General features: G+C 52.6%; 12 protein-coding genes and 1 pseudogene. 7 read left to right on the top strand and 6 right to left on the bottom strand.

The genetic code is table 11. The features are described 5' to 3' along the window. Positions 1-589: 589 nt before the first annotated feature. The 5 genes and pseudogenes from arcA (at position 590) to DD586_RS01970 (ending at position 6,058) form a co-directional block, all read left to right on the top strand. Positions 590-1,810 (top strand): arginine deiminase, encoded by a 1,221-nt coding sequence (arcA, locus tag DD586_RS01990; protein WP_012883136.1) that lies wholly within the window; start codon positions 590-592, stop codon positions 1,808-1,810. Between the two features lie 52 nt (positions 1,811-1,862). Then, positions 1,863-2,791: pseudogene (arcC, locus tag DD586_RS01985) on the top strand (carbamate kinase). Between the two features lie 99 nt (positions 2,792-2,890). Further along, positions 2,891-3,895: an ornithine carbamoyltransferase gene (gene argF / locus DD586_RS01980; protein WP_012883135.1), complete on the top strand. Its 1,005-nt coding sequence runs from the start codon at positions 2,891-2,893 to the stop codon at positions 3,893-3,895. 107 nt (positions 3,896-4,002) lie between these two features. Further along, positions 4,003-5,406 carry a YfcC family protein gene (locus DD586_RS01975; protein ID WP_041164244.1) on the top strand — a complete coding sequence of 468 codons (1,404 nt, stop codon included), beginning with the start codon at positions 4,003-4,005 and terminating at the stop codon, positions 5,404-5,406. A 157-nt stretch (positions 5,407-5,563) separates the two neighbouring features. Beyond that, positions 5,564-6,058 carry an arginine repressor gene (locus tag DD586_RS01970; RefSeq protein ID WP_012883133.1) on the top strand — a complete coding sequence of 165 codons (495 nt, stop codon included), beginning with the start codon at positions 5,564-5,566 and terminating at the stop codon, positions 6,056-6,058. Between the two features lie 206 nt (positions 6,059-6,264). Here the strand turns inward: DD586_RS01970 and DD586_RS01965 are convergent, their stop codons facing one another. From DD586_RS01965 to DD586_RS01950, 4 genes are all read right to left on the bottom strand, one after another. After that, entirely contained in the window at positions 6,265-7,884 is a 1,620-nt protein-coding gene (locus tag DD586_RS01965) for a methyl-accepting chemotaxis protein (protein WP_012883132.1), read from the bottom strand. 141 nt (positions 7,885-8,025) lie between these two features. Further along, the gene (locus DD586_RS01960) at positions 8,026-9,093 is read right to left on the bottom strand and encodes an alpha/beta fold hydrolase (RefSeq protein ID WP_012883131.1); all 1,068 of its coding nucleotides are present in this window, start codon (positions 9,091-9,093) and stop codon (positions 8,026-8,028) included. Between the two features lie 322 nt (positions 9,094-9,415). Further along, the gene (locus DD586_RS01955; protein ID WP_012883130.1) at positions 9,416-9,898 is read right to left on the bottom strand and encodes a GNAT family N-acetyltransferase; all 483 of its coding nucleotides are present in this window, start codon (positions 9,896-9,898) and stop codon (positions 9,416-9,418) included. A gap of 23 nt (positions 9,899-9,921) precedes the next feature. Next, the gene (locus tag DD586_RS01950) at positions 9,922-10,509 is read right to left on the bottom strand and encodes a helix-turn-helix domain-containing protein (RefSeq protein ID WP_012883129.1); all 588 of its coding nucleotides are present in this window, start codon (positions 10,507-10,509) and stop codon (positions 9,922-9,924) included. Between the two features lie 274 nt (positions 10,510-10,783). Between DD586_RS01950 and DD586_RS01945 the strand changes: the two genes are divergently transcribed. Continuing rightward, entirely contained in the window at positions 10,784-11,287 is a 504-nt protein-coding gene (locus DD586_RS01945) for a GNAT family N-acetyltransferase (RefSeq protein ID WP_012883128.1), read from the top strand. 126 nt (positions 11,288-11,413) lie between these two features. Here DD586_RS01945 and rraB read toward each other — a convergent pair whose 3' ends face one another. After that, complete coding sequence (rraB, locus tag DD586_RS01940) at positions 11,414-11,845, bottom strand: ribonuclease E inhibitor RraB (protein WP_012883127.1); 432 nt, start codon at positions 11,843-11,845, stop codon at positions 11,414-11,416. 162 nt (positions 11,846-12,007) lie between these two features. Here rraB and argF (DD586_RS01935) point away from each other — a divergent pair, with 162 nt between their 5' ends. After that, entirely contained in the window at positions 12,008-13,024 is a 1,017-nt protein-coding gene (gene argF, locus DD586_RS01935; RefSeq protein ID WP_012883126.1) for an ornithine carbamoyltransferase, read from the top strand. Positions 13,025-13,118: 94 nt separating this feature from the next. Here the strand turns inward: argF (DD586_RS01935) and DD586_RS01930 are convergent, their stop codons facing one another. Then, entirely contained in the window at positions 13,119-14,555 is a 1,437-nt protein-coding gene (locus DD586_RS01930; RefSeq protein WP_012883125.1) for a 6-phospho-beta-glucosidase, read from the bottom strand. Between the last annotated feature and the right edge of the window lie 225 nt (positions 14,556-14,780).

Genomic DNA, 14,780 nt, shown 5'->3' with positions numbered 1-14,780 from the left:
ACAACGGATGAATGCATGATTATTTCTCTGCCACTCAGAGAAACCGCGGTTAAAAAAAATTATTATGCAGTAATACTGAATAAGCGGTTATCCATAACGTGTATATTGTTATTTTAATTTACTGTTCTTACTATGTAATTAAAAAAACATCGGAATTATCTTAAAAAATATTAACGGGCGAAAGCATATACCCTTGAATAAAAATTCCATAGTCAAATTGAATAAAAAATAATTAATCACAACATCATGTTAATTATTTTGTTTTTTAAAATAATCATATAAACATCAATGCAATACAAAAAACAAAACCATGAGTGATATAAATAAAAAACAATATTCACAAATAAAAAAACCCCATCACCGTTATTTATTCAAAGCCATTCACAACTAAATAAATAAAATAATGCGCTTGCTCAAGAAATACTTTGTTTATTCATTGTGAACCACTCCATGTGATCTCTGTCACAATAAACACATCGGCATCACCTAGTATGACCGCGTACTCCAATGGGAAAAACATCAATAAATTGGCTGATAATTATCATTTGCCACGGGTGAGCATTATCTTTTTATTTCAAAAGGAATCACAATGCAGAAAAATTATGTTGGTTCAGAGATAGGTCAGTTACGTAGCGTTATGCTACATCGACCTAATTTAAGCTTGAAAAGACTAACGCCATCAAACTGTCAGGAATTATTGTTTGATGATGTATTATCTGTTGAACGGGCCGGTAAAGAGCACGACATATTTTCTAATTTACTGCGTCAGCAACATGTTGAGGTTTTATTATTAACCGATTTACTCACCGAAACACTGGCGCTACCAGCGGCCAAAAGCTGGCTATTAAACACCCAGATTTCTGATTATCGCTTAGGCCCTTCTTTTGCCGCCGACATTCGAGGCTGGCTTGCCAATCAGCCTCATCGCCAACTAGCAAGAATAATGACCGGCGGCCTGACCTACAGCGAAATTCCAGAGACGTTCAGCAATATGGTTGTCGATACCCAAAAGGCAACAGATTTTATTATGAATCCTCTTCCCAATCATTTATTCACCCGGGATACCTCGTGCTGGATATATAACGGCGTGTCAATCAATCCGATGGCAAAAAGCGCGCGTCAGCGGGAAACCAATAATCTCCGGGCAATATATCGCTGGCATCCGCGTTTTACGGAGGGTGATTTTATTAAATATTTTGGTGACGACGACTGTAATTACGACCACGCGACATTAGAAGGTGGGGACGTATTAGTCATTGGCCGTGGCGCAGTTCTGATTGGCATGTCAGAGCGAACCACACCGCAAGGCGTCGAGTTTCTGGCGCGAGCCTTATTTCATCACCAGCAGGCAAGCCGCGTCATTGCGCTGGAACTGCCTAAGCACCGCGCCTGTATGCATCTTGATACCGTCATGACGCATATTGATGTCGATACCTTCTCGGTTTACCCGGAAATCGTCAGCAAGGAAACACAATGCTGGACGCTCACCGACGACGGTCATGGCGGCATAAAGCGCCGGGAAGAACCCCATTTTCTGACCGCGATTGAGCAGGCGCTCGATATTGATCATGTCCGGTTGATCACTACAGGCGGCGACCGGTTCGAAGCGGAGCGTGAACAATGGAACGACGCTAACAACGTCCTGACCATACGCCCCGGCGTCGTCATCGGGTACGAACGCAATGTCTGGACTAACGAAAAATACGATAAAGCCGGTATTACGGTTCTCCCCATTCCGGGTGATGAACTCGGACGTGGACGTGGTGGCGCACGCTGCATGAGCTGCCCACTGGAACGTGACGCCATCTGAATCCGCCGACAGGAGAATGATTATGACAAACCCCATGATAACAAAGTCTGACATGGCAAAACCCGCCGTGACCAAACCCACCCTCGTCGTCGCGCTGGGAGGCAACGCATTGCTGAAACGCGGCGAACCGTTGGAAGCCGATATTCAGCAACATAATATTGTTCAGGCCGCCCGGATCATTGCCGAGCTGACGGAACAATGGAATGTCGTACTGGTGCATGGCAACGGGCCACAGGTCGGCCTGCTGGCACTACAAAATAACGCCTATTCCGCTGTGACCCCCTACCCGCTGGATATTTTGGGGGCAGAAAGTCAAGGGATGATTGGCTATCTGCTAGAGCAAGCGCTCAGAAATACGCTGCCGCAACGTGAGATCAGTACGTTGTTGACAAGGTGGAGGTCGATCCCCACGATCCGGCCTTCGACCAGCCGACGAAATATATCGGCCCGGTCTATCAGCAGGAACAAGCTGATGCCATCCGCCGGGAAAAAGGCTGGACCATGAAAGCCGATGGCCAGTATTTCCGCCGCGTCGTCCCCTCACCACAGCCGCAGCGGATCGTTGAAAGCGATGCCATAGCCGCTCTCATTGCCCGTAACCATCTGGTGATCTGCAACGGTGGAGGCGGCGTTCCCGTCACCCGCAGCAGCACCGGGCAGCTATCGGGCATCGAAGCGGTGATTGATAAGGACCTTTCTGCGGCCATGCTGGCGCGTCAAATATACGCCAATGCGTTGCTTATTCTGACCGATGCCGATGCGGTCTATCTCGACTGGGGCAAAGCCACCCAGCAACCGTTACACAAAGTCACACCGGGCGAGCTTGCCGGTATGTCTTTCGATGCAGGTTCGATGGGCCCCAAAATTGCCGCCGCCTGTGAGTTTGTTAATCACTGCCATGCCGTCGCTGGCATCGGTTCGCTAACGGATGGGACGGCCATTCTGGCCGGGCAAAAAGGTACGCTGATCCGTTTCGCATAAATACAACGTTGTTAATCAGCCGCTATTCAGCGGCCGGGGATGCTTTGCGTCCGCCAAATGACAAATTCATTTATCTAAATGATTTTAAAGGAATAAAAAATGTCTATTAATCTTTATAACCGCCATTTTCTTAAATTGCTGGATTTTACACCGGCGGAAATTCAGCACCTGATTAACCTCGCAATGGAGTTGAAAAAAGCAAAATACAACGGTACGGAGCAGGCGAAATTAACCGGTAAAAATATTGCGCTGATCTTTGAAAAAACCTCAACCCGCACCCGTTGTGCGTTTGAGGTCGCCGCCTTTGATCAAGGCGCACAGGTCACCTATCTCGGTCCAAGCGGTTCACAAATCGGCCATAAAGAGTCTATGAAAGATACAGCCCGCGTGCTGGGAAGAATGTACGACGGTATTGAATACCGCGGATTTGGTCAGTCGATCGTTGAAGAACTGGCCCGCTTTGCCGGCGTCCCCGTGTGGAACGGTCTGACTGACGAATACCACCCGACACAAATTCTGGCTGACTTGATGACCATGCTGGAGCACGCGCCCGGCAAGCAACTCGGCCAGTTGGCTTTCGCCTATCTGGGCGATGCCCGTAACAACATGGGGAATTCGCTGATGGTGGGCGCGGCCAAGATGGGCATGGATATCCGGCTGGTCGCCCCGCGAGCCTACTGGCCGGATGAAAAGCTGGTTCAACAGTGTCGGGATATCGCCAGTCAGACCGGCGGCCGGATCACCCTGACGGAATATGTCGATGAGGGGGTGGCGGGCGTTGATTTTCTCTATACCGATGTTTGGGTATCGATGGGCGAGCCCAAAGCGGCCTGGGCCGAACGGGTCAGTCTGATGAAACCGTACCAGATTAATCGCGCCGTGATGGACGCCACCGGCAACCCACAGGTGAAATTCATGCACTGCCTGCCCGCTTTTCATAACGAACACACGCTGCTCGGCCGTGAAATCGAACAAACCTACCACCTTAAAGGGCTGGAAGTGACGGAGGAGGTGTTCGAATCGGATTACTCCATTGTTTTCGATGAAGCCGAAAACCGTATGCACACCATTAAAGCCATCATGGTTGCCACACTAGCTGGCTAAACCCGGCACCGGCCGGGGGAGATAACGCGCCTTGTGCTTCCCCCGGCATACCGTTAGCGACGATTTGCCCCCACCAGCGCGCCACACACCGCGCAAGGAAGTCAATGATGAAAACATTCAAATTCCCTTCGGCCTATACCATTTTGTTTCTGCTTATTGCGTGCATGGCGGTGCTCAGTTGGATTATTCCCGCCGGGCAATACCAGATGGTCATGAATGACAAGCTGGGCAAACCGGTGCCACTGGCCGGAACCTGGCATCCGGTGGCGACCAGACCACAAGGTATTACAGACGTGCTGCTGGCACCAGTTGACGGGTTATATAACCACCGGACCAACGAGGCAGGTGCCATTGATGTGGCGCTATTTATTCTGATTGTTGGTGGTTTTCTTGGCATCGTAACCAAAACCGGGGCGATTGATGCCGGGATAGAACGCGTTACCACCAGATTAACAGGACGTGAAGAGTGGATGATCCCTATTCTGATGGCGCTATTTGCCGCCGGAGGTACCATCTATGGCATGGCGGAAGAATCGTTGCCTTTTTACAGCCTGATGGTTCCTATCATGTTGGCCGCCGGTTTTGATTCCGTAGTGGCAGCGGCAACCGTCCTGCTGGGTGCCGGTATTGGCACACTCGGTTCCACCATCAACCCCTTCGCTACCGTGATTGCGGCTAACGCTGCTGGAATAACGTTTACGGCCGGTATCGGTTTACGCATCGTCATCCTGATTATTGGCTGGTTAATTTGTGTGGTTTACGTCATGCGCTATGCGCGCAAAGTAAAACGCGATCCGTCAGCGTCGCTGGTCGCCGACCAGTGGGAAGCCGATCGCGCGCATTTTTTAGCGAACAAGAGCCATGACCTGCTGCCATTCACGACAACACGCAAAATCATACTGACCCTTTTCGCACTGGCTTTCGCCATCATGATTTACGGTGTATCCATCCGCGGCTGGTGGATGGGAGAAATCTCCGGCGTCTTTCTGGCCTCATCAATTATCATCGGATTAATTGCACGCATGAGCGAAGCCGAACTCACCTCAACCTTTATCGACGGTGCCAGAGAGCTGCTGGGGGTGGCACTGATTATCGGGATCGCACGCGGCATTGTGGTGATTATGGATAACGGCATGATCACCCACACCATTCTCAATCAGGCGGAAATAGCAATGAGCGGCCTGTCATCCATGTTGTTTATTAACGTCATGTTCGCGCTGGAAATACTGCTCTCTTTTTTAGTACCGTCATCCTCCGGCCTGGCGGTACTCACTATGCCCATCATGGCGCCGCTGGCCGATTTCGCTCACGTCGGGCGCGAGCTGGTTGTTACGGCTTATCAATCCGCTTCCGGCGTGGTCAATCTGGTTACACCCACCTCTGCGGTGGTGATGGGGGGGCTGGCGATTTCTCATGTGCCTTACGTACGCTGGTTGCGGTGGGTTTCCCCTTTGCTGGTAACGCTAACCCTGCTGCTGATGGTCGGTCTGAGCCTGGGAACACATGGCTAATTCCCAGGCGGACCACAGACAAACGGCCCGTTTTTCCCTGATATAACCAACTTTATTGCCGTTCAGAACCCTTTTTTATGGCAGATACATGAATTTGACGTGGCTAACTCTCTGTTTCCTATAAATTTGGCACTCAATTGTCTACAGGATTGTAGTTATGGTGAAAAAATCTCAAACCACATTGGATAAGGAACAGGCACAACTTGCACTTTGCCAGCAGCTTATTATTGGCAATAGCTACCGTTCTCAGGAACATCTCAGGCAGGCAATGCAGCAGCATGGATACCGGGATATTAGTCAATCCACCATTTCCCGGCTTTTGAGGTTGCTTGGGGTAGTCAAAGTCAGAAACGCCAAAGGGCAGAAAATTTATGCCCTGGGCCCACAAGCGCAACCCGAGCCGGATGTTTCCCGTCCGATTGCCGATATGGTGGTACATGTTGTGCACAACGAGGAGTTTATCCTGGTCTCAGTGGTCTCCGGGTACGCCCGTGCGGTTGCCAGAGTGATTGATCATCGCGCATTGCCGGAGGTATTGGGCGTGGTCGCTACCAGCAACATCGTCTGGATCGCCCCGCGGGATACGCGCAACATTCTGCGACTACATCGCCAGATTCTCCATACGCTGGAGCTTGAACCTGTATATACCTAATAGATGCCGGGATGGCAGGCGGCGGCCGGGAACGGATAGCACGCAGCCAACACACCGGCCACGAGGAAGACAAAAGACATAGAGATACGTCAACCAATCACCGATCGTGCACCCGGCAACAACCGCCGGGTTCTTTTGTCTATCTCATCCTCACTAGGCTCGCGACGTGATGGCCGATGGTCGCGAGTTCCTCCCCGGACGATGCTTTACCTGCCTCCCGCAATGGCAAGGTGGCGATGAAATACGGGCGTATTGGCTTGCGGCGGCGGGCTATCATTCTCAATGAGGAAACTGGCTATCGACTGTTGCAGGTGCGTCACCTGTGCCTGTAGCGAGCTTGCCGCCGTCGCTACCTCAGCCACCAGGCTGGCGTTCTGCTGGGTCACGCCGTCCATCTGAGTGATCGCGATATTGATCTGCGAAATCCCCCGGCTCTGTTCGCCGGAAGACAGCATGATCTCACCCATGATATCCACCACTTTGCGGACATCGGACAAGATCTCATCCATGGTCTTACCGGCCATTTCCACCAGCCCGGCACCTTTTTCAATGCGGCTTAGCGAGTTATCGATCATAGAACCGATCTCTTTGGCCGCTGTGGCGCTACGTTGCGCCAGAGTACGCACTTCGGACGCCACTACCGCAAAGCCTTTGCCCTGCTCCCCTGCCCGTGCCGCTTCCACCGCGGCGTTCAGCGCCAGCAGGTTGGTCTGAAAGGCGATACCGTCAATCACACCGACGATATCGGAAATACGGGCCGAGCTCTGCTGGATAGAACGCATGGTATCGACCACTTCCGTCACCACATTGCCACCGCGAGAAGCGGAATCCGACGCTTTCTGCGCCAGATCGTTGGCTTTACGGGTGTTGTCTTCATTGTTGCTGACCGTGGACAGAATCTGCTCCATGCTGGACGCCGTTTCATCCAGCGATGCCGCCTGCTGCTCAGTACGGCTGGAGAGATCAATGTTGCCGGAAGCAATCTCTTCAACGCCGACGCTGATGGCGTCGGTGCCGTTGCGTACCGCTCGCACCATGTTTTCCAGCCCGTCGCGCATATGCTGTACCGCACCGAACAACTGAGCAATTTCGTTATTGCCGCGAATCTCAATGTTGGCGCGCAGGTCACCTTGCGCAATACGACCAAACACGCTAATCGCCTGATTGAGCGGTTTCACCACCAGGTTGGTCAGAATCGACCAGGCCAGCGCCGCCAGCACCAACGCACAGACGATCACCACCGACAAGATGACCTGCATGCGGCTGACGCGTTCGTTTGAATCGCTGTAAGCCTCGTCAATGCTCTGACGTTTGTACTGCACCAGCTTTTTCGACGCGCCGTCAAAGTCGGCGTACAGCGTGGTAGATTTTCCGGCACGCTGCCGGTAATCATCCAGATTCCCGGCTTCCAGCGCGGTAAAAGCCGGGTTGATGAACTCATTCATCAGGGTGTCGCGTTTGTTAGCCATGTCAGAAGAAATGACTTTTTCCGGTTCAGATTGCGGGTAAGTCAGGTACTCCTGCCACTTTTTACCGGCATCATCAATTTTGCCTCTGGCGCGCTTGAGCGCCACGGAGGCCGCCTCTTTATCCCCTTTTCCCATCAGGGATTCATACAGCCGTAAATCCAGGCGGGCGCGCAATAGCAATTCCGAGCTTTCATTTAACGCAACCAGCCCCGGCAGCACCACCGTATCCACATGTGCGAACGATTTATTCCCCGACTGAACGGCAACCAGCCCCAGCACGCCGACAATTAACGACAGTACTGCCAAAGAAAACACCATAATACTGAGTGTTGTGCGGATCTTGATCTTACGAAACATAATTGTCCCTGCTGTTTGGTCAATGAAAAACCATGAGCTTCAACTCACACGTAAACCGCAACAAAAATGAAAAGGAAATATCATGAAAGGAAGGGCCGACATGATTATGTGGAGTCGTCGGCCCGTTACGGTTACTTTTTGTTATTGCTTATGGGCGGGTACCGCAGCCAAAAATTCACCCAACTTATTTTTATAAAACTTCGCTGACATCATGGTCGCATGACCGCTGGTTTCCTGACTTGCCGGAATCAAAAACAATTCGGCATGCTTTACCTTTTTCAGATCACTTTCCAATATTCCTGTTTCAACCGGATTACGCTCATCATCAGCGGAGTTAATCACCAGTAACGGCGCTTTGATACGGCCCAATTCCGGCGAGGCGTTGTAATCCGCTGAAGAATTCCAGATGTAAATAAAGTCGTTAGCATCGGCAGTAACCGGTGCAGCCAGACGCTCATCGACCAGTTTGTCCGCCAGCGCGCGCGTCGGAGCTTTGCTCTGATAGCCTAACGTACCGCCCGTGGTAGCGATGCTGAACATGATGTTGGCTGTCTGCAATGACGGCGGCTGCGTGGTGTAGTCACCGTTTTTCCATGCCGGATCGCGCTTGATGGTTTCAATTAACATCCGGCGCAGCATCCAGTTACGGCCAGACAACTCATTCGGCTGTGATGCCATCGGCACCAAGGCATCCATCATGTCCGGGTATTTTTCACCCCACATCCAGGTGTGCATCCCGCCCATGGAATAGCCCATCACCAGACGTAAATGGGTAATACCAAGCCCTTCGGTCAACAGCCGATATTGCGCCAGCACCATATCGTCGTAGTCGTATTGCGGGAATTGAGTGCGCAGGCCGTCAGACGGTTTGGCGGATTTTCCCGAACCAATGCTTTCAGGAATAATGATGAAATACTTGCTGACGTCGAGCGGTTGACCGGGGCCAAATAACTCGCCGCCAAAACCCGCCGCCAATAAGGCGCTCACCGGCTGATTCGTCCCGTGCAGCAATAAGACCGCCGGCTTCTTACTGTCACCCAAGGTGTAATAATGGATACGGAGATGATTGATGGTTTCTCCGGTATGGAATCGAAATTCAGGTACGACCCAATTCCCTTCTTGTGGCTGTAATGTTTGTGCGGTCGAAAACGAGGAAAAAACGAGTAAAAACACCAGACCAGCCAGCCGAGACAACAAGCGGTTAACCATAAAACAACGCTTCCGTAATCATAGACGAGGGGCTTCGATGTTAATGTTTCCCGTAAAATATCCCAATAACGCTTGCTGACTAATGATTAAAAAAATAATTATATGCCGATGATTTTAGTTATATCGGCATATAATTTAGCCTTAAAGAATAATCACAAAATAATCCGTGTCATCGTTCTGCTCAGGCACGCCATGCGTTGCATCATGGGTAGTATAAAGAGCGCCTGACGTTCCCTGCTGGTTGTCGATATTGTCGTCTGTGGACAAAGAAGTATAGAAATCAGGCGTCAAAACAGCGTTGTTATTACAGCGATAATTGTTATTACAGCGACAAATGCAGGAACTGATTGAATTCACTGGCTGTATACTCAGCAAACGCTTCGCCATTAACAAAACCGTGTTTACGATACAGCGTCAGCGCGGGTTCAAACGCCGGGCCGCGGCCCGTTTCCAGACTCAGGCGTGGCAAGCCGCGTCGGCGGGCCTCATCCACAATGTGTGCCAGCAGATAGCCCGCCACGCCCTGACGTAAGCACTGCGGATGGGTACGCATGGACTTCAGTTCGCCACCGCCATCCGCCAGCATTTTCAACGCGCCGATACTGGCTATCTGCTCGCCACGCCAGACGCTCCAGAACGTAATATCCGGCGACTGTAGGCCGGACAAATCCAGCGCGAACACACTTTCTGGCGGCGAATTATCGTGCATACCCGCCAGATGCAGGGCCACCAGCGCTCGGGTTGCCTCGCCGGTCAGGTCATCAATGCGAATCGTCAGCGGTTCCTGGTGGGATGTCACTGTCATCATTCAACTCCTTAGCAAAACAATCAGGGGGTGCAAATCGCTATCAGGTAACGAACCGGGCCGGGGCCGGGATTATGAAACCCCGAACCGCCATACAACCGATAACGCAGGCTGTCTTGTGGACCAAGCGTGTGGATAACCCCTTCCAGCGTTATTGTCAGTTGGCCGTCCAGCACATACAGGTGGTGTTCCAGCCCCGCCAGCGGCGGCGCGTTATAGTCGATACGCGCCCCCGCCGGTAACTCGCCGTGAATCATTTCGGCCCGAAAACCAGCAGAAGACGGGGAGACGACACGACGGATAAACCCGGTTTCCGGGTCAACCCACACCGGCTGCTGGGTGACGCTCAGTTTCTGGGGCAACGGGAGTTCGACTTCGGCTAGCAGACCCGACATGGTGCAGCCGTATACCGCACACAGGCGACCCAGCAATACCGCCGTCGGGCTCGACGCCATACGTTCCAGACGCGACAGAGTCGCCCGGCTGATGCCACTGCGCTGCGACAGTTCGTCCAGCGACCAGTCGCGCTCACGGCGCAGTGCCGCCAGCCGTTCAGCCAGACGACGATCCGTTTCGCAAAGACGATCGGTTTCAGAAAGAGAAGGTTCCATCGCGCATCCTGAATATCAATTTTGATAAAAAATCTCATATATGAGAAAACAGATCAAGATCTGAACGAAGAGAAACCGCATCAAACCGCCGCCTTCGGGTGGCAACCTGCTGTTTCCCCCTCGGGTTGCGCTTTTCACAACAGGCCGTTATCAATAACAGGTTTTGGGGCGGCACGTCGGTGCGTATAATCGCCGATGCATATCACATCGGAGCACGTCAGCCTGTTGCCGACGTTTTCGACCTGACCGGATTCTGCCGATAAGAGTGAGCAACATGACAACTTCAGCGCCAATCTCCTTGCTGACCCGCCCGATTACGGCCACCGACAACGCGGCGATAGCCCGTGTTATTCGTCTGGTTTCCGCTGAATTCGGCCTGACCGCCGACAAAGGGTATACCGTCTCCGACCCTAACCTGGACCAGCTGTTCGAACTCTATTGTCGTCCTGCCAGCGCCTATTGGGTGGTGGAATGTGACGGTGAAGTGGTCGGTGGTGGCGGGCTGGCCCCGTTGTCAGGCGGCGAAGCGGATGTCTGTGAATTACAGAAAATGTATTTCCTGCCGCTGGCGCGTGGCAGAGGTATTGCACGGCAGTTGGCTGAGCAGGCGCTGGCCTTTGGCCGTGAGCAAGGGTTTCGCCGCTGTTATCTGGAAACCACCGCACACCTGACCAGTGCTATCACGCTGTATGAAAAGTTGGGTTTTCGACATATTCCGCATGCCATGGGCAACACCGGCCATGTGGACTGTGAAGTCAGGATGTTAAAAATACTGTGATGTCAAAAATACTGTGATAGCAAAAATGCGGTAAAGACGCAGGTGGCATCACGGCACACCACGCAGAAAACGTATCGCCCGGTACAAACCGGGCGACAGGTTCACAAGATAGTCATTGACCAGGTATTAATGACGTTTGCCGTCATCGTCCTCGTCATAAAAATCTTCGTCTTCACCGAACTCGTCTTCATCGTCTTCGCCGTTCGGGTCTTCAAAGTAGGTGCCCCAGCCGTCATAGTTGACCCCATGACGTTCAGCCAGCGACAGCAGTTGTTCCACCTGCTGGTCGATAAGCTCGGCGTTCAGCGCCACTTCGCTGATGGCGTCGCAGCACATCAGCACCACGCCGTCTTCCATTTCCATCTCTTCAGCGTCTGTCACTTCATAACCCAGTTTGAACGCGTCTACCGCCACTTTCTCCAGTTCTTCAAACTTCTCGGCTGAGAAATGGTGTTCAATGGTGTAGAGCGCATCGGGGTCGCTGCCGTCCTCCAGCAGTTCTTCGATGATCAGGCGGGTCTCTTCACGTTGTTCTTCCAGCAGTTCGCGGTTTGCCATGTCTCAGTCCTCATCAAAGCGGCAAAGATGACAGCCATTTTCCCACAGGCCAGCCTCTCTCTCCACCAGAAAGTTTGAACACGACACTTGAATTTGAATATTTACACATATAAAGTGAATTTTAATTCAACCGAAGTGTTGAGCCACATGGAGAAGACAACGATGAACCCGTTCTATAAACGCCATTTTTTACGGTTGATGGATTTCACCCCCGCTGAAATCAACAGCCTGCTGACCCTCGCCGCCACCCTCAAAACGAATAAGAAAAACGGCTCCGAGACTCGCCACCTGCAAGGTAAAAACATCGCACTCATCTTCGAAAAAGATTCGACCCGCACTCGTTGCTCTTTCGAAGTTGCTGCATACGATCAGGGCGCGCAGGTCACTTACCTCGGCCCGAACGGTAGCCAGATAGGCCACAAAGAATCCATGAAAGACACCGCCCGAGTGCTGGGCCGCATGTATGACGGCATCCAGTACCGTGGCTACGGCCAGGTGCTGGTGGAAACGCTGGCGGAGTTTTCCGGCGTGCCGGTGTGGAACGGGCTGACCAACGAATTTCACCCAACCCAGTTGCTGGCGGATTTGCTGACCATGCAGGAACACCTGCCGGGCAAACCGCTGTCAGGTATGAAGCTGGCCTACGTGGGCGATACCCGCAATAACATGGGCAACAGTATGCTGGAAGCGGCCGCCATCACCGGGCTGGAGCTGAGATTGATCGCGCCGAAAGCCTGCTGGCCGGATGCGGGGCTGGTGGCGGAATGTCAGGCAGCGGCAGCCAAAACCGGCGGTTCGATCACGCTGACGGAAGATGTCGTGAGCGGAGTCAACGGCGTGGACTTTATCTACACCGACGTGTGGGTTTCGATGGGTGAGCCGAAAGAGGTGTGGCAACAGCGTATCGACCTGCTGCGGCCGTATCAGGTCAATGCCGCGATGATTGCCGCGACGGGCAACCCGCAGGTGAAATTCCTGCACTGCCTGCCAGCATTTCACGACGATCACACCACCCTTGGCAAGCAAATGGCCGAGCAGTATGGTTTGCACAACGGCATGGAAGTCACCAACGACGTGTTTGAATCAGCCCACAGCATTGTGTTTGATCAGGCCGAAAACCGCATGCACACCATCAAAGCGGTGATGGTGGCGACGTTAAGTCAGAGCGTCGAGATGTAAACGGCGGAAATAATGAGCCACATCCAATGACGATGGGCTCAACAATGGGCCGAATAACCTGAGTTATCGGCCCACACGTTCACCCTGACACGGGTTACAGTTCCTCACCGTTTGAGGCAATCACCCGCTGATACCAGTAGAAGGATTTTTTCGGCGTACGCGCCAGCGTTCCGGTACCGTCATCGTGTTTGTCGACGTAGATAAAGCCGTAACGCTTCGCCATCTCACCGGTGGTGAACGACACCAGATCGATACAACCCCACGGCGTATACCCCATCAGATCGACGCCATCTTCCCATACCGCCGCCTTCATGGCTTCAATATGCGAGCGCAGGTAATCGATACGGTAATCATCCTGACACACGCCGTTCGCATCCGGCTTATCGATAGCGCCCAGCCCGTTTTCGACGATAAACAACGGCACTTCATAGCGCTCATACAAGGTCACCAGCGCATGACGCAGCCCGGTTGGGTCAATCTGCCATCCCCAGTCGCTGGCTTTCAGGTGCGGATTAACAACCGAGTGTTCGGAGCTGCCGTCCATGCTGGCAGCAATGTGATTATGTACATCGTGCTTCACCACATTCGACATGTAGTAGCTAAACCCGATGTAATCCGACTTGCCTTCCCGAAGAATCTGCTCGTCTTCTGGCTCCATGTGGATGTGGTAACCCTTGAGCGCCCACTCACGCCGGGCATAGGCCGGGTAGTGGCCGCGCACCTGCACGTCGGTGAAGTAGAAACGGTCGTGCATCGCACGTGTCGCCAGCATCACGTCCTGCGGATGGCAGGAGTACGGGTAGTAAGGCACGAAGGCGCACATGCAGCCCACTTTGATATCCGGGTTGATATCGTGCGCTTTTTTGACGATCAGCGCGCTGGCGACGAACTGGTGATGCACCGCCTGATACATCGCTTCTTCCGGCTTCGCCTTCTGTGGGAATTTCACCCCGGAACACATCCAGCCGAAAATCTCGGCCGATACATTCTTCTGGTTATTGATCTCGTTGAACGTCATCCAGTATTTCACTTTGTGCTGATAACGTGTGATTACCGTCTCGGCGAAATGCACAAAGCAATCCAGCGTTTTACGGCTCATCCAACCGTCGTACTGCTGCACCAGATGCAACGGCATTTCAAAGTGGCTGAGGGTCAGCACCGGCTCGATGCCGTGTTTGAGTAACTCGTCGATCAGGTCGTCATAAAACTGAAGCCCGGCCTCACACGGCTCGGCCTCATCACCATGAGGAAAAATACGCGTCCAGGCAATGCTGGTGCGAAAACACTTGAAGCCCATGTCCGCAAACAGCGCAATGTCATCCTTATAACGATGATAAAAGTCGATCGCTTCGTGGTTCGGGTAGGACTCGCCGGGAATTACACCATCGGTAATACGGCGCAGTGTGCCGTGTGCGCCAGCGGTGAGCACATCCACCACGCTGGGGCCTTTGCCGCCCTCATTCCAGCCACCTTCCAACTGATGCGCGGCTACCGCACCGCCCCATAAAAACCCTGCGGGTAATTGACTCATCTCTTTTCCTCTCACAGAAACTGAAACCGGTTTCAGAGTGCATCAACTTTATCGCCACTGCAACCGGTTTCAGTCATCAATCACGATGAAGGAAGAGGAGCCAATATCGGGCAGGATCACGCAAAGGAGGAAAGAGACAGCACGGCGAGAAAATCAACAATAGTGGAATCGAGGATATTGAAATCAACGAGCCAGGGAGAGCGCATGGCGCCTCTCCCATTACAG

The sequence above is a fragment of the Dickeya parazeae Ech586 genome (genome assembly GCF_000025065.1).
Taxonomy (GTDB): domain Bacteria; phylum Pseudomonadota; class Gammaproteobacteria; order Enterobacterales; family Enterobacteriaceae; genus Dickeya; species Dickeya zeae.
The sequence above is the reverse complement of the archived record's forward strand: the minus strand, read 5'-3'. Positions and strand labels throughout refer to the sequence as shown.

What these genes read in the sequence shown, in the direction of transcription:
- DD586_RS01950 (WP_012883129.1), bottom strand. Translation starts at nt 10,509, where the DNA reads ATGGAACCTTCTCTTTCTGAAACCGATCGTCTTTGCGAAACGGATCGT.
- DD586_RS01930 (WP_012883125.1), bottom strand. Translation starts at nt 14,555, where the DNA reads ATGAGTCAATTACCCGCAGGGTTTTTATGGGGCGGTGCGGTAGCCGCG.
- DD586_RS01955 (WP_012883130.1), bottom strand. Translation starts at nt 9,898, where the DNA reads ATGACAGTGACATCCCACCAGGAACCGCTGACGATTCGCATTGATGAC.
- DD586_RS01975 (WP_041164244.1), top strand. Translation starts at nt 4,003, where the DNA reads ATGAAAACATTCAAATTCCCTTCGGCCTATACCATTTTGTTTCTGCTT.
- argF (WP_012883135.1), top strand. Translation starts at nt 2,891, where the DNA reads ATGTCTATTAATCTTTATAACCGCCATTTTCTTAAATTGCTGGATTTT.
- DD586_RS01960 (WP_012883131.1), bottom strand. Translation starts at nt 9,093, where the DNA reads ATGGTTAACCGCTTGTTGTCTCGGCTGGCTGGTCTGGTGTTTTTACTC.
- DD586_RS01965 (WP_012883132.1), bottom strand. Translation starts at nt 7,884, where the DNA reads ATGTTTCGTAAGATCAAGATCCGCACAACACTCAGTATTATGGTGTTT.
- arcA (WP_012883136.1), top strand. Translation starts at nt 590, where the DNA reads ATGCAGAAAAATTATGTTGGTTCAGAGATAGGTCAGTTACGTAGCGTT.
- DD586_RS01970 (WP_012883133.1), top strand. Translation starts at nt 5,564, where the DNA reads ATGGTGAAAAAATCTCAAACCACATTGGATAAGGAACAGGCACAACTT.
- DD586_RS01945 (WP_012883128.1), top strand. Translation starts at nt 10,784, where the DNA reads ATGACAACTTCAGCGCCAATCTCCTTGCTGACCCGCCCGATTACGGCC.
- argF (WP_012883126.1), top strand. Translation starts at nt 12,008, where the DNA reads ATGAACCCGTTCTATAAACGCCATTTTTTACGGTTGATGGATTTCACC.
- rraB (WP_012883127.1), bottom strand. Translation starts at nt 11,845, where the DNA reads ATGGCAAACCGCGAACTGCTGGAAGAACAACGTGAAGAGACCCGCCTG.